21 protein-coding genes are annotated in these 22,432 nt (G+C 56.4%); 8 read left to right on the forward strand and 13 right to left on the reverse strand.

Annotation, left to right across the window (positions count from 1 at the left end; translation table 11 throughout):
- Positions 1 to 45 precede the first annotated feature (45 nt).
- Positions 46 to 2,736, reverse strand: a complete 2,691-nt coding sequence (gene acnA, locus ACR0JX_RS06295) for an aconitate hydratase AcnA (RefSeq protein ID WP_480542363.1) — start codon at positions 2,734 to 2,736, stop codon at positions 46 to 48.
- A gap of 226 nt (positions 2,737 to 2,962) precedes the next feature.
- Here acnA and ACR0JX_RS06300 point away from each other — a divergent pair, with 226 nt between their 5' ends.
- Complete coding sequence (locus ACR0JX_RS06300) at positions 2,963 to 3,664, forward strand: DUF1223 domain-containing protein (RefSeq protein ID WP_480542365.1); 702 nt, start codon at positions 2,963 to 2,965, stop codon at positions 3,662 to 3,664.
- Here ACR0JX_RS06300 and ACR0JX_RS06305 read toward each other — a convergent pair whose 3' ends face one another.
- The 4 genes from ACR0JX_RS06305 to purB form a co-directional block, all read right to left on the reverse strand.
- Complete coding sequence (locus tag ACR0JX_RS06305) at positions 3,665 to 4,588, reverse strand: lysophospholipid acyltransferase family protein (protein ID WP_480542367.1); 924 nt, start codon at positions 4,586 to 4,588, stop codon at positions 3,665 to 3,667.
- A gap of 129 nt (positions 4,589 to 4,717) precedes the next feature.
- Entirely contained in the window at positions 4,718 to 5,809 is a 1,092-nt protein-coding gene (locus ACR0JX_RS06310) for a flagellar motor switch protein FliG (RefSeq protein WP_480542369.1), read from the reverse strand.
- 156 nt (positions 5,810 to 5,965) lie between these two features.
- Positions 5,966 to 6,505 (reverse strand): tetratricopeptide repeat protein, encoded by a 540-nt coding sequence (locus ACR0JX_RS06315; protein ID WP_353006402.1) that lies wholly within the window; start codon positions 6,503 to 6,505, stop codon positions 5,966 to 5,968.
- A 370-nt stretch (positions 6,506 to 6,875) separates the two neighbouring features.
- Positions 6,876 to 8,180 carry an adenylosuccinate lyase gene (gene purB / locus ACR0JX_RS06320; RefSeq protein ID WP_480542371.1) on the reverse strand — a complete coding sequence of 435 codons (1,305 nt, stop codon included), beginning with the start codon at positions 8,178 to 8,180 and terminating at the stop codon, positions 6,876 to 6,878.
- An 89-nt stretch (positions 8,181 to 8,269) separates the two neighbouring features.
- Here purB and ACR0JX_RS06325 point away from each other — a divergent pair, with 89 nt between their 5' ends.
- From ACR0JX_RS06325 to ACR0JX_RS06335, 3 genes are all read left to right on the forward strand, one after another.
- A complete protein-coding gene (locus ACR0JX_RS06325; protein WP_480542373.1) occupies positions 8,270 to 8,602 on the forward strand; it encodes a hypothetical protein in 333 nt (110 codons plus the stop codon).
- Complete coding sequence (locus tag ACR0JX_RS06330) at positions 8,599 to 9,021, forward strand: DUF6314 family protein (protein WP_480542375.1); 423 nt, start codon at positions 8,599 to 8,601, stop codon at positions 9,019 to 9,021. The genes ACR0JX_RS06325 and ACR0JX_RS06330 overlap by 4 nt, the downstream gene beginning before the upstream one ends.
- A gap of 75 nt (positions 9,022 to 9,096) precedes the next feature.
- Positions 9,097 to 9,684, forward strand: a complete 588-nt coding sequence (locus ACR0JX_RS06335; RefSeq protein WP_480542377.1) for a biotin transporter BioY — start codon at positions 9,097 to 9,099, stop codon at positions 9,682 to 9,684.
- 101 nt (positions 9,685 to 9,785) lie between these two features.
- Here the strand turns inward: ACR0JX_RS06335 and ACR0JX_RS06340 are convergent, their stop codons facing one another.
- Entirely contained in the window at positions 9,786 to 10,595 is an 810-nt protein-coding gene (locus ACR0JX_RS06340) for a glycosyl transferase (protein WP_480542379.1), read from the reverse strand.
- Positions 10,596 to 10,645: 50 nt separating this feature from the next.
- Entirely contained in the window at positions 10,646 to 11,863 is a 1,218-nt protein-coding gene (locus tag ACR0JX_RS06345) for a bifunctional alpha/beta hydrolase/OsmC family protein (protein ID WP_480542381.1), read from the reverse strand.
- A gap of 250 nt (positions 11,864 to 12,113) precedes the next feature.
- On the opposite strand from ACR0JX_RS06345, the gene ACR0JX_RS06350 reads away from it, so the two are divergent.
- Positions 12,114 to 12,308, forward strand: coding sequence for a hypothetical protein (locus tag ACR0JX_RS06350; RefSeq protein ID WP_480542383.1), 195 nt, complete (start codon positions 12,114 to 12,116; stop codon positions 12,306 to 12,308).
- A gap of 8 nt (positions 12,309 to 12,316) precedes the next feature.
- Here ACR0JX_RS06350 and dddP read toward each other — a convergent pair whose 3' ends face one another.
- Positions 12,317 to 13,657, reverse strand: a complete 1,341-nt coding sequence (gene dddP / locus ACR0JX_RS06355) for a dimethylsulfonioproprionate lyase DddP (protein WP_480542385.1) — start codon at positions 13,655 to 13,657, stop codon at positions 12,317 to 12,319.
- A 123-nt stretch (positions 13,658 to 13,780) separates the two neighbouring features.
- On the opposite strand from dddP, the gene ACR0JX_RS06360 reads away from it, so the two are divergent.
- A complete protein-coding gene (locus ACR0JX_RS06360) occupies positions 13,781 to 14,524 on the forward strand; it encodes a heme-dependent oxidative N-demethylase family protein (protein ID WP_480542387.1) in 744 nt (247 codons plus the stop codon).
- Between the two features lie 36 nt (positions 14,525 to 14,560).
- Here the strand turns inward: ACR0JX_RS06360 and ACR0JX_RS06365 are convergent, their stop codons facing one another.
- From ACR0JX_RS06365 to ACR0JX_RS06385, 5 genes are all read right to left on the reverse strand, one after another.
- Positions 14,561 to 15,484 (reverse strand): hypothetical protein, encoded by a 924-nt coding sequence (locus tag ACR0JX_RS06365; RefSeq protein ID WP_480542389.1) that lies wholly within the window; start codon positions 15,482 to 15,484, stop codon positions 14,561 to 14,563.
- 199 nt (positions 15,485 to 15,683) lie between these two features.
- The gene (locus ACR0JX_RS06370) at positions 15,684 to 16,475 is read right to left on the reverse strand and encodes a lytic murein transglycosylase (protein WP_480542391.1); all 792 of its coding nucleotides are present in this window, start codon (positions 16,473 to 16,475) and stop codon (positions 15,684 to 15,686) included.
- Positions 16,476 to 16,538: 63 nt separating this feature from the next.
- Positions 16,539 to 17,183, reverse strand: a complete 645-nt coding sequence (locus ACR0JX_RS06375) for an MSMEG_1061 family FMN-dependent PPOX-type flavoprotein (protein ID WP_480542393.1) — start codon at positions 17,181 to 17,183, stop codon at positions 16,539 to 16,541.
- Between the two features lie 102 nt (positions 17,184 to 17,285).
- A complete protein-coding gene (gene glnA, locus ACR0JX_RS06380) occupies positions 17,286 to 18,692 on the reverse strand; it encodes a type I glutamate--ammonia ligase (protein WP_170530610.1) in 1,407 nt (468 codons plus the stop codon).
- A gap of 33 nt (positions 18,693 to 18,725) precedes the next feature.
- Positions 18,726 to 19,064 (reverse strand): P-II family nitrogen regulator, encoded by a 339-nt coding sequence (locus ACR0JX_RS06385; RefSeq protein ID WP_050602105.1) that lies wholly within the window; start codon positions 19,062 to 19,064, stop codon positions 18,726 to 18,728.
- Between the two features lie 169 nt (positions 19,065 to 19,233).
- Here ACR0JX_RS06385 and ACR0JX_RS06390 point away from each other — a divergent pair, with 169 nt between their 5' ends.
- Together ACR0JX_RS06390 and ACR0JX_RS06395 are read left to right on the forward strand one after the other, a co-directional pair.
- A complete protein-coding gene (locus tag ACR0JX_RS06390; protein ID WP_480542395.1) occupies positions 19,234 to 20,886 on the forward strand; it encodes an NAD(P)H-hydrate dehydratase in 1,653 nt (550 codons plus the stop codon).
- A gap of 297 nt (positions 20,887 to 21,183) precedes the next feature.
- Positions 21,184 to 22,308 carry a porin gene (locus ACR0JX_RS06395; RefSeq protein WP_480542397.1) on the forward strand — a complete coding sequence of 375 codons (1,125 nt, stop codon included), beginning with the start codon at positions 21,184 to 21,186 and terminating at the stop codon, positions 22,306 to 22,308.
- Positions 22,309 to 22,432: the final 124 nt, after the last annotated feature.

A 22,432-nucleotide genomic window follows, 5' to 3' on the forward strand; every position in this document is an offset into this window, starting at 1 on the left:
AAGGACGCCCGTAGGCGTCCTTTTACGGCCACGAACAAAGCGGCCTCAGCCAGCCTTGGCGAGATTTCGCAACACATAATGCAACACACCGCCATTTTCGATGTATTCAATCTCGGGCGCGGTATCGATCCGGCACTTCAGGGTGATGGTCTTCTCGGACCCATCGCCATAGGTTATCGTGCAGGGTACCTCTTGCAACGGCTCGACCGTATCCAACCCATGAATCGACACTGTCTCATCACCTTTCAGGCCCAGTGTTTTGCGTGTGTCCCCGCCCGTGAATTCCAGCGGAATAACACCCATGCCAACAAGATTTGACCGGTGGATGCGCTCAAAGCTTTCCGCGATCACGGCCTTCACACCCAACAAGGCGGTCCCTTTGGCTGCCCAGTCGCGGGACGAGCCCGCGCCATATTGCTCGCCGCCGAATACCACCAAGGGCGTGCCCTGTTCCTGATAGGCCATCGACGCCTCATAGACCGAGGTCTGTTGGCCATCAGGTCCTTTCGTGTACCCGCCTTCAACGCCATCCAGCATCTCGTTCTTGACGCGGATATTGGCAAAGGTACCGCGCATCATGATCTCGTGATTGCCGCGGCGTGATCCATACGAGTTGAACTCGCGCGGTTGCACCTGCCGTTCGATCAGATACTTCCCGGCAGGGGTGGTGGTCGCGAACGATCCGGCGGGTGAGATATGATCGGTGGTGATCATGTCCCCCAGGATCAATAGCACCTTGGCCCCATCGATATTCGAGATGGTACCCGGTTCAGCCCCCATACCTTGGAAATAAGGCGGGTTCTGGATATAGGTTGAGGTTGGCGGCCAGTCATAGGTTTCTTGTTGCGGCACCTCAACGCTCTGCCATTTCTCGTCGCCCTTGAAGACGTCCGCATATTTAGACTGGAACGCTTCGCGGGTCACGGTCGCCTGAACAAGTTCCGCAATCTCAGCTTGGCTGGGCCAAAGGTCTTTCATGTAGACATCGTTGCCATCCTTGTCTTGACCGATGGGGCCCGAAGTCAGGTCAATATCCAGCGTACCGGCCAACGCATAGACCACAACCAGCGGCGGCGAGGCCAAATAGTTGGCGCGTACATCAGGCGAGATGCGGCCCTCAAAGTTGCGGTTGCCCGACAGAACCGATGTGGCGACCAGATCGCCTTCGGCAATGGCGTCGCTGATTTCCTTCTGGATTGGGCCCGAGTTGCCGATACAGGTGGTGCAGCCATAGCCCACCAGGTTAAAGCCAATCTTGTCCAGATCATCCTGCAAGCCAGCAGCCTCAAGATAGGCCGACACAACCTGCGATCCCGGCGCCAGAGAGGTCTTGACCCAAGGTTTGCGATCCAGACCCAGAGCCGCTGCCTTACGCGCCACCAGACCCGCACCAATCATAACATAAGGGTTCGACGTATTGGTGCAGGAGGTGATCGACGCGATCACAACCTTGCCCGATTCCATCGTGTAGTCTTCACCTTTGACGGCGACTTCCTTGCCCATCGGGCGTTTGAACGTCTCAGTCATTTCCTTTGTGAAGGCGGTTTTGGCATCCGTAAGCGCAACATAGTCCTGCGGACGTTTTGGGCCGGAAATCGCAGGTACGATGGTGCCCATATCCAGCGTCAATGTATCGGTGTAGATCGGTGCATAATCCGAACCGCGCCAGAACCCGTTTTCCTTGGCATAGGCTTCGACCAGCGCAATGCGGTCTTCGTCGCGGCCTGTATTCCGCATATAGCGCAGGGTCTCTCCGTCGATGGGGAAGAAGCCACAGGTCGCACCGTATTCAGGTGCCATATTGGCGATGGTCGCGCGATCCGCCAGCGGCAGATGGTCCAGACCTTCGCCGTAGAATTCAACGAATTTGCCGACGACGCCTTTTTCACGCAGCATCTCGACTACTTTCAGAACCAGGTCTGTGCCGGTGGTGCCTTCGACCATGGACCCTGTCAGTTCAAAGCCCACAACCTCGGGGATCAGCATCGAGATTGGCTGACCCAGCATCGCGGCTTCGGCCTCGATTCCGCCAACGCCCCAGCCCAGCACGGCCATGCCATTGACCATGGTGGTGTGGCTGTCGGTGCCGACCAGCGTGTCGGGGTAGGCGACCTCTTCCCCGTTCTGATCCGTATCGGTCCAGACAGTCTGAGCCAGGTATTCCAGGTTCACCTGATGGCAGATGCCGGTGCCAGGGGGCACAACGCGGAAGTTGTTGAACGCGGTCTGACCCCATTTCAGGAACTGGTACCGTTCCATGTTGCGCTCATATTCGCGGTCCACGTTCATCTGAAAGGCGCGTGGGTTGCCGAACTCGTCGATCATGACCGAGTGGTCGATGACCAGATCGACCGGGTTCAACGGGTTGATCTTTTGTGCGTCGCCACCTAAGCCCTTAATCCCGTCGCGCATCGCGGCAAGGTCGACGACCGCCGGAACACCGGTGAAATCCTGCATCAGAACGCGGGCAGGGCGATAAGCGATCTCTCGCGGGTTTTTGCCCCCATTCGCACCCCATTCGGCGAAGGCTTTGATGTCATCAACCGAGACCGAGAAACCCTCATCCTCGAACCGCAGCATGTTTTCGAGCACCACTTTCAACGCGGCGGGCAGGTTCGAGAAATCGCCGAGACCGGCCTCTTGCGCCGCAGGGATCGAATAATAGGAAATGGATGTGCCATTCACGCTCAGGCTGCGGCGGGTCTTGGCGGTGTCCTGTCCGACTTTGATTGGCATCTGTTGGCCTCCCTCTCAAATGACTTGGATTATGGGGTCGCTACACTTTATCTGCATCACCAGCACTGTCGGTTCAAGGGTGATCAGCGCTTTTGATTTGATATTTGTATACCACTGTACACAGCAATCTAAGTGTATTCTTACCGCGTTTCAAGAAACCTTGATTGGAGGTTGAACGTCAAAGCAGCTAAACCTTCTGAACAGCCCAACCAGCCAAGGCCTACCGATGTTTAAAGCCACTGTTGTAACAACCGTTCTTGCCCTTCTGCTCGCGACCCATGCTGCGGCCGAAGAAGATCCGGTTGTCATTGAGCTGTTTACCTCGCAGGGGTGTTCGTCTTGCCCGCCAGCCGACCGGATCATGCATGAACTCGCTAAACGCGACGATGTGATCGGTCTGGCGCTGCATGTGGACTATTGGGACTATATCGGCTGGAAAGATGAATATGCAGATCCTGATCATACGTTGCGACAGCGCGCCTATGCGCGTCAGGACGGGCGGTCTATGATCTATACGCCTCAGATGGTGATCAACGGACAAGAGGATGTTGTCGGCGCCAAAGCAGGCGAGTTGAACCAGTTGATCGAGACGCACTTGGCGACCGTGCCCCAGGCTTCGGTTCAGGCCCGACGTGATGGGGATGCAATATTGGTCGATGTTACCCCAGTCGCATTGCCCAATGGGCAGGTCTATGATGTGCGGGTGGTTCAGTATTCTCCGATGCGGCATGCCTCGATCCGTCGGGGTGAGTTGGCCGGGCATGAACTGGACTATGCCAACGTTGTTGAAAACTGGCAGATCGCAGGTCAATGGGATGGCACCGCGCCGCAGAGATTCGAGACCTCTCTGAGCGCCGAATTCCCGGCCGTGGTTCTGGTGCAGCAAGTCGGACACGGACCCATTGTCGCCGCCGCCAATGTGAAATGATTAGGGCATTTCCTCAGGGCTGACGCCAAGGCCCTTCCAGTGTTTCCAGCGGCGGTGAATCCAGAACCACTGGCCCATATGCTGGCGAACCATCTGTTCCAGATCATTATTGGTAAACTGCGTCATCTCTTGCGGGGTCGTGTGCGGAACGGGGTCGTGCAGGATGATCTCAAAATCCAGCCCGTTGGGTTGACGAACCGCGTAGCACGGGATCAAGACGGCTTTGTATTTTATCGCCAGTTCAGCATTCAAGACCGATGTGATCGCCGGTTTTCCGAAAAACTGCAGCTGTTCGCCACCCTGTGAATGCAGGTCCGAAACGATGGCGATGATGCCGCCGTTCTTGAGGGACCTGACCATTTCCACCATGCCGCGCCGGCCCTGTTCGAACATCGGCGAGCCGGATTTATAGAAGGCTTCGACATAGGCATCGTTAAAATAGGGGTTCGCCATGCGGCGATACAGGCAGCCAATCGGTTTGTCGCTGAGATGCTGAAGTGCAACGCGTGCAGCCAGATAGTGCCCGAAATGCGCGGTGATCATCATGACCGGGCGACCTTCGGCAATCGCTGCGTCAAAGGCTTCGATACCGGGCCCGCTTATTTTTGCGTGTTTCTGACGTTCGATGAACCCCTCGGGCGAAAAATGCTCCATAATTGCGCGCCCGGCATTGTCAGAGACATCGCTACTGATCTTCTTCGCCTCAGCGTCTGAAAGATCGGGGCAGGTGAGGTTCAGGTTACGCAGAACCCGACGTCGAAAGCCGACAATGGGGGCAAGGCCGCGGACGATTGCGCCCATTGTGGCGATGCGCCGCTCGTAAGGCAGCAAGCGCATCGTGCCGATGAACCCCTTCAGGAACAGATTGGCGACATAGTATTTTGCAAGCTCACTTCGGCTGAGCCTTGACTTTTCGACGGGCATGAAAGCGTCTCACCGCGTTTTGCGCATTTTGGGGTCAGACATATATGTCAGGACCTGCAATCTCAAGCGTTCAAGCACGCTTGACGCCAGACAGGTTGGTTTGACCCTTAGAAGCAGCGAGCGAAGGATCTAGTCTTCGTCCTCTTCGGTTTCGACCAGAATGATCGTGCCTGCATCAACCAGAGTGCGCACGGCGCCAATGATTTGAGTCATTGCCTCTTCGGCCTCGGCTTGTTTGACGCGCCCGCGCTCGGCCATTTCTTCGCGCAGGTTATCGGCCATTCGGGCGGAGATGTTCGACAACAGAAACTCAACCGATGCCTTGTCATCATCTGCAGCAGCGCCTGCCAAGGCGGTGATCAGAACCGGTTGTTCAACCTCGCGCAGAACCGCCGGGATATCGCGTGCCTGAATACGGGTCTGGATATGCGAAAAGGTAAAGATGGATTGGCGAACAACGCTGGCGAAATCGGCATCTTCGGCATCCAAAGCATCCAGCAAACCGTCGCGGGTTGCAGCAGCGGATTGGTTCAGGATTGCCCCGACACGCGCCCCCGGGCCATCGCTAAAGGCTTGTGCCGGACGTTGATCCAATTGTGAGGCCAGCGACCAGCCGATACGCTCCACCGCTTCGGGTGTGACGCTGGCAGTTTTTGATATCGCGTAGGTGATGCGCCGCGCGACCGGGCCGGGCAGGTGGCCCAAAAGCTGCGCGGCCCGACCCGTATCAAGCTTTGACAGCATGACAGCGGCCACCTCGGTGCTTTCGGCTTGCGCCAACTCTGCCAGTTCTTCGGCTGGGATTTCCTGCAAACGCTGCCATGGGTCCCCAATCTGGCGAACACCGGCAACCTTGCGCAAGCGTGCAGCCGTCGCAGGGGCAATCTTACCGTTTATGGCATCCAGCGCGCCGGCCAGCCCATGGGGAAAGGACAATCCGACGTTATCAAGGGCATCCCCAAATTCTTGCGCCACGGAATCCAGTGTGACCCGATCCACCAAACCCATCTGGCCAAGCTGATGCGTGAGCCGTTCCTGCAGATCGTCTGGCAGGTCCTCTAGCGGGATATCCGCGCCTTCGTTTAGCAAAAGCCGCACAACAACGGCAGCTTTTTGCAAACTGCTCAGCGATCTGGGGACGATCTTGGCAGCGCTGCTTTCGGTGCCCGCGGGTGGCGTCGCCCCCGGAGCCATTTTTATCAGTGCGTTTGTATCCTGCATGTGCCTGCCGAGCCAAATTCAGTTCCGCAGTCAGCATAAAGAGAGTCGGGTAAAGAAAGGCTGAAGCCCGATGCACCAAAACAAACGCATCGCCAGTCCCGGCTGATGCTTTTTTGCATTTCCGGGAAGCTGGCGATGTGCCGCTGTTCAAAGGACTTAGTAGCTGTATGTCAGACCGGTCTGGATGGCTTCGCGTAACGAAGCCTCGGCCCAGGTGCCTTCGCCACCACGGGCTTTGATCTCGCGCCACTGCTCAATGGCCAGATCGGTTTTGCCTTCGGCTACGAACCCCTGACCCATATAGCTGCGGGCAAGAATGTTATCGGGGTTGGCCGCAATGGCCTTTTCATAGAACAGGTTGGCCAGCTCAAGCTCACCCATCTTGCGGTAGGTAAAGCCCCAATAGGTTTGAACACGGTCATCGGCCTGATCCATGATGCGCAGAATACCCTGAGCATTTTTGTACTGGCCGTCATAGGCCAGCTCACGAACCGCGTCATAAAGCTGGTCATCCGAGAATTTGTTCTTGTCCGGCTTTACGCATCTGCCGGCCGCTTCGTCATACACCCGGCCGAACAGGCACTTCTTGGTTGTGTTCGTGGGTTTGGGCGGATTGCTGTCGCCGCCTGCGGCGTGGACGGCAGGGGCAAAGGCAAAGGCTTGAAACGCGATTGCGGATGCTAGGACAAGGCGCATTATTCGACTCCGTTCTCAGGTCTGCTTTTTGAAATCATAGTGTGATCTTCCAAAAAGCTAACACCGGATCGGTCGCGTTTATTCACAAACAGGAAAGAAATTTTTCAGCTGTTGATGATTTTCAGGCAGCTTTGGGTTTCCTGGTCCCAGGTTGTCCCTTCGATACAGGATTGGGTTTGTTTGCTATGGCCGCTGCATGCCAGGCTGGCTGAGGCCATGCAAACAAGTGCGATTGAGCAAAATAAGGTTCTGATCATGATCTGTCCTCTTCACGGAAGTATCTTCACCAGACTACCCGATTCCCGTGGATTCACCAAAAAGCCCGGCCAGCATCAGGCTAGCCGGGCTTTTTCTGAGTTGTCGCAGGCGCTTATTCGCCAAACACTCGCTCGAAAATCGTGTCGACATGTTTGGTGTGATAGCCGAGGTCGAACTTCTCTTCGATTTCCTCGGCGCTCAGCGCAGCGGTGACATCGGCGTCCGCCAGCAGTTCTTCTTTGAAGTCGGTCCGATGTTCCCAGACCTTCAGCGCGTTGCGCTGAACCATGGCATAGGCATCTTCGCGGCTGACACCTGCCTGGGTCAGGGCCAGCAGAACGCGCTGGCTCATGACCAGTCCGGGGAATTTGTTCATGTTTTCCAGCATGTTTTCCGGGAAGATCAGCATCTTGTCGATCACGCCGGTCAGACGGGCCAGAGCAAAGTCCAGCGTTATTGTGGCGTCGGGTCCGATCATACGTTCGACCGAGGAATGCGAGATGTCGCGTTCATGCCAAAGCGCCACATTCTCCATCGCCGGGATCACAGCCGCGCGCACCATACGAGCCAGACCGGTCAGGTTTTCGGTCAGAACCGGGTTTTTCTTGTGCGGCATGGCTGAGGAGCCTTTTTGCCCCATCGAGAAGAACTCGGCCCCTTCCAGCACCTCGGTCCGCTGCATGTGGCGGATTTCGATGGCGATGTTTTCGATGCTGCTGGCGATGACGCCCAGTGTCGCAAAGAAGGCTGCGTGACGGTCGCGCGGGATGACCTGCGTGCTGATCGGCTCTGGCACAAGCCCCAACTGGTCGCAGACATGTTCTTCGACACGCGGATCGATATTGGCAAAAGTGCCAACCGCGCCACTGATCGCGCCGGTGGCGATTTCTGCACGGGCGTCGCGCATACGGGACAGGTTGCGGTCCATCTCGGCGTAGAAGCGGGCAAAGGTCAGGCCCATCGTGGTCGGCTCGGCATGGATGCCGTGGCTGCGGCCAATGCGAACGGTATGTTTGTGCTCGATCGCGCGGCGTTTCAGGGCCGCCAGCAGTCCTTCGAGATCTGCGATCAGAATGTCGGCGGCACGGGTTAGTTGCACGTTGAGACAGGTGTCCAGCACGTCCGAAGACGTCATGCCCTGATGCACAAAACGTGCCTCTTCGCTGCCGACATGTTCAGCCAGGTGGGTCAGGAAGGCGATGACGTCATGCTTGGTGACGGCCTCGATCTCGTCAATCCGAGCCACATCGAATTCCACGTCTTTGGCTTTCCACACGGCCTCGGCGTTCTCACGCGGGATCACGCCCAGATCGGCCATGGCGTCGCAGGCATGAGCCTCAATCTCGTACCAAATGCGGAATTTGGATTCAGGCGACCAGAGGGCGACCATATCAGGGCGGGAATAACGTGGAATCATTGGCAGCATCGCCTTATTGTGATTGGGCAGTGGGTGATGCCGCGGGGTTTAAACCTGAGCAGCCACGGGAACAAGGTGAGAGTGCAAATATGAGACGGTTTGCCCTGATTCTAGCGATCTGGCCGGGTGTTTTGGCAGCAAGCGAGTTCAGAGAGCTGTCAGGCCCTGAAATACTGGCAGCATTGACCGAGCGAAAGCTGGATTATGGCGGCGGTGTCTGGCAAACCTTCGAGGGCTCGATGCTGACCAACTATTTTTCGGGTGGACCCAGCGCGGGCAGGTGGGCCGTTCGGGATGATCGTTATTGTTCGCTCTGGCCGCCGTCGGACCTCTGGGCCTGTTACGACGTTCAGCAAAATGGTCAGAGGATCCGGTTTATTGATGACGCTGGCAATGCAACAGATGGCGTGTTTGCGGAATGATTCTGCCACGCGATTTGACGGATTTCGCCGGGACCTGGCTTCTGACGCGAAAAATCCGCGACAACAAGGCCGGGCAGATTGTGCAGGCCGATGGCATCGCCGATCTAGTGCCAGATGCCAACGGTCTGACCTATAGCGAAGAGGTGACGGTGCGTGTTCCAGGTCAGCCGCCGATGAAAGGCACCCGTCGCTATCTTTGGCGGTCAGATGCGGATCGCATTTCCGTTTATTTTGACGATGGGCGGTATTTTCATACGCTGAAACTTGGCGAAACCACGGTGATCGACCATCATGATTGCCCCCCTGACAGCTATGATGCAGATTACGATTTCTCGGGATGGCCGATCTGGACAGTCTGTTGGACCGTGTCTGGGCCGCGAAAATCTTATGAAATGGAGACCAAATACACGCTGCGATAGCGTAATCATCTTGCAGCAGACGCCCGGAACAGGCATTGCTGCAGGTGCAAATAAATCCGAACGTGGAGATATGAGATGAACGCAAACGTTTTGGCCAACGCATTTGGCCCGCGCGAAGGGACGGCGCTGCGCGTCAAGCAGGTGGCCCTGGTTGTCTTGGGTGCCGCCGCTCTGGCCATCGCCGCAAAGATCAAAGTGCCAATGTGGCCGGTCCCGATGACAATGGGTACCTTTGCCGTTCTGACCATCGGCACAGCCTATGGCGCGCGTCTGGGTCTGGTCACCATGATGGGCTATCTGCTGGTCGGTGCTTTGGGCTTTGACGTTTTTGCCGGTTCGTCGGCTGAGAAATTTGGCCTGACCTACATGATGGGCGGCACGGGCGGCTATCTGGTTGGCTATCTGCTTGCCACCGTCATGCTGGGCGCTTTGGCTGCCCGCGGTTGGGACCGTTCGGTCGGCAAACTGGCATTCGCACTGCTTTTGGCCAACGTGCTGATCTATGTTCCCGGCCTGCTGTGGCTGGGCCAACTGTATGGTTGGGATAAGCCGATCCTTGAATGGGGTCTGACACCGTTCCTGGCAGGGGATGCGATCAAGCTGGCTTTGGCTGCACTGCTGATCCCTGCGGTTTGGAAACTGGTCGGAAACGCGCGCGGCTGACCGCGATTGTCATTTTCAATCTGAGTGACCCGCGCCGGAGAGATCCGGCGCGGTTTTTTTTGTTTTTGAGATTTTGCCTGGGTTACGAAAGCGGGTCGAAACTAGTTGCGTTCGGCCTGATCCCAGATTCGGGCCACCCAGTTCGCAGGTCGAAAGTACTGTCGCATCGCGCGGAGTTTGTGCTTTGACCTGAGCGCCCTCAGGATATGCTGTTTCGGAGGCAGGTGCGGAACCGCGTCGTTGTATTGCCCTTTGATCGCGTCCGGCGGGTTCAACGATCCGGCAAAGATGACCACGCGAGTTCCTTTGGGCGGGCACGTGTCCTTGAAGTAGTTCAGTGGGAAAGTCGGAATGCACTCGATCCGGAAATGGCGCACCCATCCGGTTGGCCAGAACTTTATACCGTTTGGTGCATTTTTCGTGACGAAATGCTGCTCGAACCGGTACTTGTCGGCCACGCCCTGAGGGTCAGCTGCAAAGATATCCTGAAGCGAGGCAAGGGCACCAACAGGCATGCGGTAGATCGAGGTTTGACCCAACCGGTTCAACGGTTTGGCCACGTTGCGCGCCAGGACGACATCCTGAGGATCACCAAACTCAAAGAACGGGTCCAAAGAACCTGTGATCGCAACATCCAGATCCAGGAACAGAAATGGCCCCTTTAGGTCGGCCAGTTCAGCAGCCCAAAGCCTGGATTTCGGCCATTGGCCGATGGTGCGTTCGGGCATGAAGCCCGGCATTTCAGGCAGGTCAAAACATTCAACGCCGGGGTCGACCCCTTCGCGTGTGTCTGTAAAGGCGACAAAACGGAAGGGCGGCGTCGTGTTGGCGCAGACCATCCGGTACAGACGGTTGATATAGGGGGCACCGTAGCGCGTGCCCCAGTTTATGCAAACGATCTGTTTGTCCATGCGCCTGCCGCTCACTGCACAATAAAGCGGCCTTGTGGCAGCTATTCCAATCAGTTGTCAATCAGTATGGTCGTGACAAGTGCCGAGCCTTCCAGCGTTCTGTGCACCGGGCATTTGTCGGCAATTTCCAGCAGCCGTTCCTTTTGTTCCTGGGTCAATGGGCCCTGCAATCGGATTTTCCGGTTGAACTGGTCCACTTTACCTTCGTTTGCCAGCCCTGCATCCTGTGCATGAACTTTGTCATGACACACGTCCACACTGACCCCGGTCAGAGGCCACCGTTTGCGACGCGCATACATGCGAATGGTCATCGAGGTGCAGGCCCCAAGCCCGGACGAAACGAACCCATAAGGCGACATGCCGCGATCTGTGCCGCCATATGAGACAGGTTCATCCGCCACGGCATGATGGCGCGGTCCGGCCTGAATGTCCTGCAAAAACCCATCCGGGTCTGCTTCGGTCACGCGAATAACGCCTTCGGGCGCGCCGGGGGGCGGGGCCGGGGGGCGTAGGGGCACGTATCGCGATACCCACGCAGCGATCACATCCGCCGCATACTCCGCATCTGCGGCACGGGTGATCAGATGATCGGCATTATCAAGCGTCACAAAGCTTTTGGGATGCTTGGCGGCCAGAAAGATGGTGCTGGCGTTGTCGATACTGACGGTTTCATCCAAGGGTGCATGAAGGATCAACAAGGCGGCTTTCAACTCTGCCACCGAGGGTGTCAGGGCCGTTTCAGCGATGTCGTCTACAAAGGCTTTGCCAATGCGGAACGGTCGACCACCCAGCGAGACCTCGGCACTGCCTTCTTGCTGTATCTCGGTCAGGGCCTGTTCGAAATGGTGCGAAACATGGCTGGGATCTGCAGGGGCCCCCAGCGTGACCACCGCTTTGACCGATGGGATACCCGCGCGGGTGCGCAGCACAGCGGCTCCCCCTAGTGAATGGCCAATAAGCAGGGCCGGGGCCATGTTTCGGCCAGCCAGATACGTCGCCGCCGCAATCAGGTCTTCGACATTCGATGTGAAAGTGGTGTTGGCAAACTCGCCCTCGGAATGCCCAAGCCCTGTAAAGTCGAACCGAAGCACAGCGATCCCCATCGCCGCCAATCGGGCTGAGATACGGCGCGCCGCAGGGATATCTTTGGAACAGGTGAAGCAATGGGCAAACAGGGCCGTCGCCAGAACCGGACCATCGGGCAAATCCAGCCGAGCGGCAAGTTGGCCGCCATCATGACCGGCAAAGGTGATGCGTTCCGTAGGCATTTCGGCTCCTTCCATTGGGGGCGTTTGCAATATTGCGATCATGCGGGGCCTGCCACAACCTATATGTCAAAGGCGTCACGGTAAGGTGAGGGACTGCCGTAAGGTTGGTGACGGGTTTGTGGTCCGTCATCGAAACCGGAAGATAAGTCATTCATTCCGTTTTGTGATGTATAGTCAGTCAAACATTCGTTTTAATTATTTCACATAAAGACCCATCTTCCCGCTATCGAAACCATAGCCGGAGGGAAACATGGTAGATATTACAGCAAAGCCAAATGCACCCTGGGTTGGCATGGAACGGCTGGTCGCACTTATTCTGGCCGTCGTCTTGGGGTTCGCACTGGGCCAGTCCTTGCCACTTAGCGAGAATGAGCACTCTGATACAATCAGCCCGCCCGTCGAAGACTGGCATGGCAACGTGCGGCGGTCGAACTGGCCTGACTAACCGGGTTGCTATAGCCCCATAAGCTGGGCATCAAACGGATATCGCGTCAGGTTCTCATAGCCGTCTTCGGTTATGAGAACCTGATCTTCTAGTTTGATCGAGAAATCGCCGCCCACCTCGCCAACCGCAGCCTCGACACACAAAACCATGCCGGGTTCCAGCGGATAGTCATAAGCGCCTGCAACCGCCTTGTCCGGGTAGGCGACCAGAGGCCATTCATCGCACAGGCCAACGCCGTGCATCAAGCAGCCATATTTCTGGGCCTGAAACTTATCATCCAGCCGGTGCGAATTCGCTGTCAACTCGGGGATCATGACGCCGGGTTTCAGCATCTCCATATTGGTCATGATATGCTCATGGGCATGTTGCATCGCATAGATCATGTCGGCACGCGGTTTCTGATCCCCGATCCACCAAGTGCGTGAAACATCGACGCAAATCCCGTAGGAACCGACCAGATCGGTGTCAAATGCGATGATTTCATTCTGCTGCGTGATCCGGGGGCCGCATTCCTGGAACCAGGGGTTTGTGCGTTGGCCCGACGCCAAGAGGCGCGTCTCGATCCACTCACCACCGCGGCGGATGTTTTCGGCATGCAGAACGGCCCAGATGTCATCTTCGGATGTCTTTCCATCGCCCACATTGGCGCGCGCAAAGGCTTCCATCTCGGCCACGGCGGTTTCACAGGCATGGCTGGCACAGCGCATGGCCAGGATTTCATCGGGTCCTTTGATGGCGCGGGTTTTCTCGGTCAGCTCTTCGCCTTCCATGATCTCGAAACCCTGTGCCTCAAGCGCGCGCAGCCCGTGCAGCATGATTTTGTCGACGGCTAGACGTTTGTTGCCGCCGCCATGTTCCTCGATCAGCACCCGCACCTCGTTCGAGAACACATCGGCGGCCACATCCACCTTGTCGCCACGGTCAAAATAAAACAAATCCGCGCCCGACCGCTGTTCGCGGACCAGAGGGTTGAAAGTGGAGAGGAAGGGGGAGTTCTTGTAGTCCCAGATCACCATATAGCCATCGGCACATAGCAAGACTGCACGAAATGGGTTGTGCGTATTCCACAGCTGCATATTGGTGCTGTCGGTCGCGTAGCGGATGTTCAGCGGATCGAAAATCAGCAAACCACCATAACCGCGATCTACGATAGCCTGGGTTAGGCGTTTCCAGCGAAACGCGCGCATCTGGTCCAGATTGGGCAGCGCGAGTCCTGCGGCTGACCATTCGTCAAAGGCCAGTTGAGTGGGCCCGATCTCGATTCTATCGTTGTCGTTCGGTGTGCCATCGCCCAGCGTTTCGCCACGGGTTGGGTCGATTTTACGGGTATCCCGATAGTGTTGATTCACAACGCGCCTCCCTCAGATTGAGGCAATCTTGTGAAGACGCTCGAAAGACGTCGCAGAAGATTGCGACCGCCCGCTTGTCGTTTTTTGACCGACATTCGGGAAATTCAATGATAGCTGGTTTTTATGAGTGTGATCCTGCAAAAGAAAATTCCTTACGATCCGACGGACTTACGCGCCTTGCCGGGCATCCAGCCGACACAGATGCAGGATTGGCTGTATCAGGATGATGCCTTTGCAGCGCAGATGAATAGACGCGCGGCGCTGCTGAGTGAACGTCGTGACGATGTGCTGGCGCTGGACCCGCAGGCAGAAGAGGCCGCGCAGGAGTTGTTGGCGCTGGTTCTGGCAAGGGCTTACCCCGGTGCAACTGATCACGTCGTGCGGCCTGATGGGGTTCGCATTGAAATTGATACGGCACGACCGTTGGATACGCTTTGTCTGCTGGTGCAAGAGGATTTCTGCATCCTTCAGAAGCATGGGAACGAACATATGCTAACAGGTGCGATTCTGTGCTTTCCGGCCAGCTGGCGCCTGTCGGAAAAGTTCATGCGGCCTTTGGTGGATATTCATATCCCCGTTGACAGCTATGATGGCAACATTGCGCGGCGCGTGCAGCGTCTGTTTGATGGGATAAAGCCTGATCGCCCGCTGTGGCGCTTCAATGCGCTTTGGTATGAAGACCCCGAGCTTTACCAGCCCCGCAGCGCCAGCACCCCGCGTGAAAAGCCCGAGGAGGGGACAACCTCGTATCTACGCAGCGAACGCCAAACCTTACTGCGTCTGCCACGCACCGGGGCAGTTGTGTTTTCGATTCACACTTATGTTCTGGCCGCAGACAGCCTTCCAAAAATGGAAAACCCCGCCTGACGGCGGGGCCTCCAAGGAGGGTCTTCGGTAATTCTGTTACATGCCCAGGACGTTGGCCACGTCGGCAAAGGCATTGCTGGTGTTCAGCGCAACGATGGCAGAGGAAAAGACCAAAACCTGCGTGTTCAGCCGGAAATCTTCACCCCGGATCAGATTGACGGCTGCCATCGAACAGGCGATGGGCATGGAAACGCTGGCGATCACGCCCGTTACACACCAACTGCTAAGACGCAGGATGTCGCTTGGGCGGTCTTCGTCTTCGGTATTGTCTTGGATCTGCTCAAAAGGTTTGTTTTCGTTTGATGGTGGTTCCAGCGTCTCATCCGCGCGAAACGCGATGCTCAGTAGCTGGTCATCGGTCAGCTGGATCGGGCGGGCAGACGGGTTCGAGACCGCGATCTGTTCGTCGGGCTCGGGTATATCCACCCCCGCGAATTGGCCGGATATTGATTGGAATATCTGTTTTCTGTCTCGGGATTTTCCGGGCGCCAGAGTGTCAAACGCACTCATGAATTGTTCAAGGGTCAAAACAGTACGCGGCGATAGCCATTCGACGCGACGGGTCGAGCAGATATCGACCATGCGATATAGCATGACCGCCAGCATCAGCTCTGAAATCTCAGGATCGTCCAGTACAGGAGAGACTGGCGAGACAGTGATCTGCATCCTGTTCTGCGGGCGTGTGGCAATGCGGCGACGCGGTGCCGTTTTCAGCCCCACCACCCGGTCCAGGCGGTCATGATGGGTGTCCGCGTTCGCGGCCTCGCGCTTAAGCGTCAGGCGCACAAGGTACTGGCTTGAGACGATGCTGGCCTCTGTATGATTCAGCATCGCTTTGCGCTCGATCAGGTGACCGTAATCCTCAAGAGTTGTCGCGACGATCGAACTAAACCGTTCGATTGCGCCATCGGCGTCGCCATCGAATTGCAGGCCGCCATGATAACTGCGGTTCTGAGCCACGGGAGTTTCCTTTGCCGCTTTCGTTGCAAATCAAAGGTTAACAACCGTTTTTGGGTAGAATTTGACGAAAAGTGCAAAAAAATCAGAAAACCGGATGATTGATTACGCTTTGGAAACCAATAAAATAAGGGGTTTTTGCGACCGCTGTGGCGACATTGTGGCGAAATTGCGTAAATCACGTGTTGCGCACATGACTGGGCTATTGGTCGATTCGGGCGGCCATGATGGCGATGGATTGCTGATAAACCGTGGCCGCGTTCCACTGTTCGATAACGGCGAAATTGGGTTGCCCCGGCTGATAGCCGCGCCCCGGTTTCCACCCTTTTTTGCGCAGGAAATTGGCGGTTGAGGCCATTGCATCCGTCAGGTTGTAAAAATCCACGCGGCGATCCCCAGTGGCATCCACACCGTATTTCAGAGCATTGCCTGGCAGGAACTGGGTATGGCCCAGCTCGCCATGTTTTGCCCCTTTTGTCGCCATGGTGATACTGCCCTGATCGACCAGTTTCAGTGCCCCAATTGCATGGGGAACAAAGAACTCGGATCGGCGACAATCATAGGCCAGAGTGGTTATTGCTGACACAACCTGGCTGTCGCCCATGAAATTGCCAAAGCCGGTTTCCATGCCGTGGATGGCAATCAGAACACCTGCTGGCACGCCGTATTGCTGTTCAAGCGCAGCGTAAAACTGCGGGTTCCGCGATTTGCGTTTGCGTCCTTGGGCGACAATCGTGTCTGCGCCGCGCACACGCATGAACTTGTCCAGCGAGTATCTGAAACTCTTCTGATTTCGGTCTGCGGCGATCGTTCTGGTGGCATATTGCGTCTGGGCCAGCGCTTGAAGGCCCTTCTTTTTCACTCCTGCCTTGCGGGCCTCTCTGGCGAAATCAGCCTTCCAGACCTCGAACCCAGCACTGGTATTTCCGCAAGGGGCCGCATGGCCAAGCGTCGGTGCAGAAAGGGCGAGCGTGAGGCTTAGAATGCGCAACATCAAGTCAATTCCTTTGTACAATCTGCACCAAGGCTAAACGCCAACCGTTCCATGGCAAAGGCTTTAATACAGGTCCAACTCGCCTGCTTGCTTGAGGTCTTCTAACCATTCATCAGGCGTTTTGCCGATCTTGGCGTGTTTGACCATCATCGCGTTCATGTTTGGCAGGTCCGAGGAGTCTGGCCAATTCTCCGGCTGCCAGAGGTTGGCGCGGATGACGCATTTGGGGCAGTGGGCAAAGGCGGTGTCGACATGCACCAGCAGCGCCAGTTTGGGCGCTTTGCCGTTGACGGCCATGGGGACTAAAAGCGTCTCATCCGCACAGATACGCGCCGTGCCGCGAATGCGCAGCGTCTCGATCTTTCCGGGGACAAAGAAGATCACACTGACGCGTGGGTCCTTCAGAACATTGTGAAAGGTATCAACGCGCTTATTGCCAGGGCGATCGGGGATTGCGAGCAAGTCGTCCGAGATGACATGCACGAACCCTTCGGGGTCACCACGAGGCGAGATATCAAGATACCCGTCCGGGTTGGCTGATGCGATCAGGCACAAGGTGGACCTGTCGATGAAATCCCTGCACATCTGATCCAGAGCCGACAACTCCTTTGCGATGATCTGAGGCAATGGCGCGCCGGTGATGCCTTCCAGCTGTTCAGCCGAGGTCACATAGTCCGTGAATTGCGCGAACGGGTCATCGGATGACATGTGCTCTCTCCCAACTTGTTTTGACGGCCAGTTTGAAAGATCACAACAAACGAAACAAGGGCGCCCGAATGGACGCCCTTGCAGATGTAACCCAGTGCAGGATCAGCAGCTGTAGTACATGCCGTATTCTACCGGGTGCGGTGTGTGCTCGTAGGTTTCGACCTCTTCCATCTTCAGTGCGATGTAGCCGTCGATCTGGTCTTTGGTGAACACGTCGCCCTGCAGCAGGAAGTCGTGATCGGATGCCAGAGCTTCCAGAGCCTCGCGCAGCGAACCGCAAACGGTTGGGATGTCGGCCAGTTCTTCGGCAGGCAGATCGTACAAGTTTTTGTCCATGGCTTCGCCCGGATCGATCTTGTTTTTGATGCCGTCCAGACCAGCCATCAGCAGCGCGGCAAACGCCAAGTAGGGGTTCGCAGCTGGGTCAGGGAAGCGAGCCTCGACGCGCTTGGCTTTCGGGCTTTCGGTCCACGGAATACGGACACAACCCGAACGGTTACGGGCCGAGTAGGCGCGCAGAACTGGTGCTTCGAAGCCCGGGATCAGACGCTTGTAGCTGTTGGTCGACGGGTTGGTGAAGGCGTTTAGGGTCTTGGCGTGCTTCAGAACACCGCCGATGAAGTACAGCGCTTCGTCCGACAGATCGGCGTATTTGTCGCCAGCGAACAGAGGCTTGCCGTCTTTCCAGATCGACATGTTCACATGCATACCGGTGCCGTTGTCACCTGCGATCGGCTTCGGCATGAAGGTGGCCGATTTGCCGTAGGCATGTGCCACGTTGTGGATGACGTACTTGTACTTCTGCAGCTCGTCGGCTTGCTTGGTAAGGCTGTCGAAGATCAGGCCCAGCTCGTGTTGACAGGACGCAACCTCGTGGTGGTGCTTGTCGACCTTCATGCCCAAACGTTTCATGGTCGACAGCATTTCCGAACGCAGGTCCTGGCTTTCATCAATCGGGTTGACCGGGAAGTAACCGCCCTTGACGCCCGGACGATGGCCCATGTTGCCCATTTCGTACTCGGTGTCAGTGTTCCAGGACGCGTCGGTCGCATCCACTTCGTAGGACACCTTGTTGATGCTGTTCGAGAAGCGGACATCGTCAAACAGGAAGAATTCGGCCTCGGGGCCCATATAGGCCACATCACCGATGCCCGAAGATTTCAGGTAGGCTTCGGCTTTTTCAGCGGTGCCACGTGGGTCGCGCTCATACGCTTCACCAGTGTCGGGCTCCACAACCGAGCAGTGCAAGCAGATGGTCTTTTCCGCATAGAAAGGATCGACATAAGCGCTGTCGGTGTCGGGCATCAGTTTCATGTCAGATGCTTCGATTGATTTCCAGCCCGCGATGGACGACCCGTCGAACATGAAGCCTTCTTCGAGGAAGTCTTCGTCAACCTGATCGGCCATAACGGTCACGTGCTGAAGTTTGCCGCGCGGGTCGGTGAAGCGGATGTCGACATATTCTGCGTCTTCATCGCGGATCAGCTGAAGAACTGCGTCCTTGCTCATACTATCTATTCCTCTGGTTTGAAGATGGGTGTGTTACAGCGCGTCCGAGCCGGTCTCGCCGGTACGGATGCGGATGGCTTGTTCAACGGGCGAGACAAAGATCTTACCGTCGCCGATCTTGTCGGTTTTTGCGGCCGAAACGATGGCTTCGATGGCGGCGTCGACCTGATCGTCGTCCAGCACCACCTCGACCTTCACTTTGGGCAGGAAGTCGACCACATATTCAGCACCACGGTACAGTTCCGTGTGACCTTTCTGGCGGCCAAAGCCCTTAACCTCGATCACGCTGAGGCCCTGGACGCCGACGTCCTGCAATGCCTCTTTCACTTCGTCCAGTTTGAACGGCTTGATGATCGCTTCGATCTTTTTCATCCCGGCTCACCTCGCATAGTTGTCAGACCCGCAGTGATCACGTCTAAATCAGGGGGGCAATGTGATTGCGGATTTGGCCTGTTTCGGATGGATGGAATCTTGGAGGCGGGTTAAGTTTTGTGCGCTTTGCACAAAATATAGACGAAATTGAATCGCATGAGGGTTCGGGATGGTGGAATTGCTGACGGCGGCGCAGATGCGGGCGATTGAACAGGCGGCCATCGAGTCCGGTAAAGTCACCGGGCTGGAGTTGATGGAGCGTGCCGGGCAGGGCGTTGTTGAGGCGATCTTTGAGGAATGGCCGGAGTTGACGGATCGAGGGGCCAGCCCCTCGAGCTCCCCGGGATATTTGAGGCCAGATGAAGAGGATCCCCTGCGTGCGGTGGTGTTGTGTGGGCCGGGGAACAATGGCGGTGACGGGTTTGTTGTCGCGCGGTTGCTGCGAGAGCAGGGATGGGAGGTTGAGGTTTTTCTGTATGGCGATCCCCAGAAATTGCCACCGGATGCGCGGATGAACTATGAGCGGTGGATAAGCATCGGAGAGGCAAATCCCCCATCAAAGTTGCCAACTGATACTTGCCTTAAGCTGATCGATGTTTTTTCGAAGGCAGAGGTTCCAACGGTTTTCGTGGATGCTGTGTTCGGTACCGGACTTTCAAAGCCGCTTTCCAAAAGCACTTTCGAGTTTGATTTACTTATGCAAAACCTGATCTCTCATGAGAATGTCAAACGTGTGGCAGTCGATGTTCCTTCGGGCTTGTGTTCGGATAGCGGAAAGCAAATTGGTCACAGTTATCGTGCAGAATTGACCGTTTCGTTTCACGCATTAAAGGATGGCCATGTTCTTGGAATGGGGCCTGATGTTTGCGGAAAAGTCGTCGTCAAATCCATTGGTCTTGAAAGAAAAGGATTGTTTGAGAGAGCTTCTGATCCAGTGCAGTTGATCGAAATCGATCTGGACTCGGATTGCGATGTGTCTTCAGAAACTCGAGAGCTCACCAAGTCTGCGTCGTCTCACAAATACTCCCACGGCCATGCACTGATCCTGTCCGGCGGTCCCGGCAAAACAGGCGCAGCCCGGTTGGTGGCGCGGGGGGCTTTGCGGATCGGGGCAGGGCTGGTGACGCTGGGAGTACCTCCATCGGCGCAGATGGAGGTTGCGACGCAAGTCACGGCCATCATGTTGCAGCGGGTTGAAGGTGCTGATGGGTTGTCCGAGGTGTTGCAGGACGAACGGCTGAATGCCTTGTGCCTTGGTCCCGGTTTGGGTTTGGACCATGCGCGCGAACTCGTTCCGGTTGCCTTGGACGCTGGTCGCGCAACGGTTTTGGACGCGGATGCTTTGACCGCTTTTGCAGATGACCCTGCTGCACTATTCGCGCAACTGCACGAGAACTGCGTGCTGACGCCACATGGGGGGGAATTCGCGCGTCTGTTCCCGGATATCTCGGAAAAACTAAACGCTGTACCAACCACAGGTCCGGCCTATTCCAAGGTCGATGCGACGCGAGAGGCTGCCAAACGGGCAGGGTGCGTTGTGCTGTTCAAAGGGCCTGACACGGTGATCGCCGACCCGAACGGGCGATGCTCGATCAATGCTGCGGTTTATGAACGTGCAGCCCCTTGGCTGGCAACAGCTGGGTCAGGCGATGTCTTGGCCGGGTTTATCACTGGTTTGCTTGCGCGCGGTTTTGGCCCGATGCAGGCCGCAGAAAGCGCAGCCTGGCTGCATGTGGAATGTGCCCGACAGTTCGGGCCGGGCTTGATCGCCGAGGACTTGCCTGAGCAACTGCCGGCCGTGTTTCGGACACTGGAGACGTGAAGGCAATCAGCGGGTTTTGGCCGAGATCGCCAAGAAGTAGAGGTTTTATAGCGCCGCCGATCGCTGGGCGATGCCTGGGATTTGCAAGAGTCACGCCAAAGGTGCAAACTTGCCTTGGTGGATCAAAAGAGACACCACGCAATTCCAAGCTAGTGATCAAAACAATATTTATGCCCACATCCGTGGGATTTGGCAGCTGAATCGACGGCGGGCGACCCGGAACCTGCATCACAGGAAACACATGTTTTTGTGATTGTCTGGGCAGTACCAAAACCTAAGCCATTGATGGTGATTGATATGAACTCTTATTTCAAACCAACATCTGCGACCGCCATTTTGGTCACAGCCACTGCGACCTCGGCGTTCGCCGAATTGAAGTATGAAAACAACAGTGGCGGTTATGTCGAACTGTATGGTCAGTTCAACCCGGCGCTGATCTCGGTCGACGATGGGCAGGAAACCGAAACCCGCGTGCTGGACAATGATCTGTCCAACAGCCGGGTTGGCCTGCGTCTGATGCAGCCCTTCGGGACCAACGAATTCACGTTCCGGTTTGAAACCGGGTTAGGTTTGCCCGGATCGGCATCAGCTGATCAGTTCGGCACCAACAGCGATGGGTGGTCGCGTGAGGATATCCGACATGTGGATTTCGCGCTGAAAGGGGGATGGGGCAAATTCTCGGCCGGACAGGGCAGCATGGCCTCGGACGGGGCGGCTGAGGTGGACCTGACCTATGTCGGTACGGCGCTTTATTCCTTTACCAATGATGAGAATTCCAGCTTCTTTTATCGTGGCACTGATGGCGTTCTGAGTGACATCACAATCGGAGACAGTAGCAGCAACTTCGATGGGTCCCGGCGCGGCCGCATTCGCTATGACACGCCAGATTTCAACGGGTTTTCAGCCGCCATCGCCTATGGCCAGAACATTCTGTCCAGCAGTGATGATGATGACTACTACGATATCAGCCTTGGATATCAATCCACCTTTGCTGGCGGCGCTGAAGTCAAAGCCGCGCTGGCCTATGCCGTGCGGTCGCGTGATGACAATTCCGGGGACCGCAAGGATACGATCGGATCCGCCTCGGTTCTGTTGCCCAGCGGGTTAGGCGTTACATTCGCGGCTGGTACCCGGGATGAAGATGAGGCTGGCGTCTCGGACCCCAGCTTCTGGTATGGAAAGCTGTCATATGAAGGCGATTGGATAGCCTGGGGAAAAACCGGTCTCGGTATTGACTACTATGACGGCTCGGACTTCGAGACTGACGGTTCTAGTACCCAGGCCTGGGGGATCGCTGTGGTTCAGCGGATCGACAGCATCAATACCGATGCCTACCTGAAATACCGCAATCACGATTTTGATGACGGGACTTCGTTCGACAAGAATGCGGCTTGGGTTTTGGGCGCGCGCTGGCGGTTCTAAAAGCACGTTCTGAAGGAATGCACTGGCCCCGCTTTGATACTGAGCGTTTTTTCGTTGCAGACACCCTAAAACCGGGGTGATCGGGCCTTTGACCCCTTGCACGCGGGCGGCTGTGCAAATAGAA

The sequence above is a fragment of the Ruegeria sp. AH7 genome, from assembly GCF_056541325.1.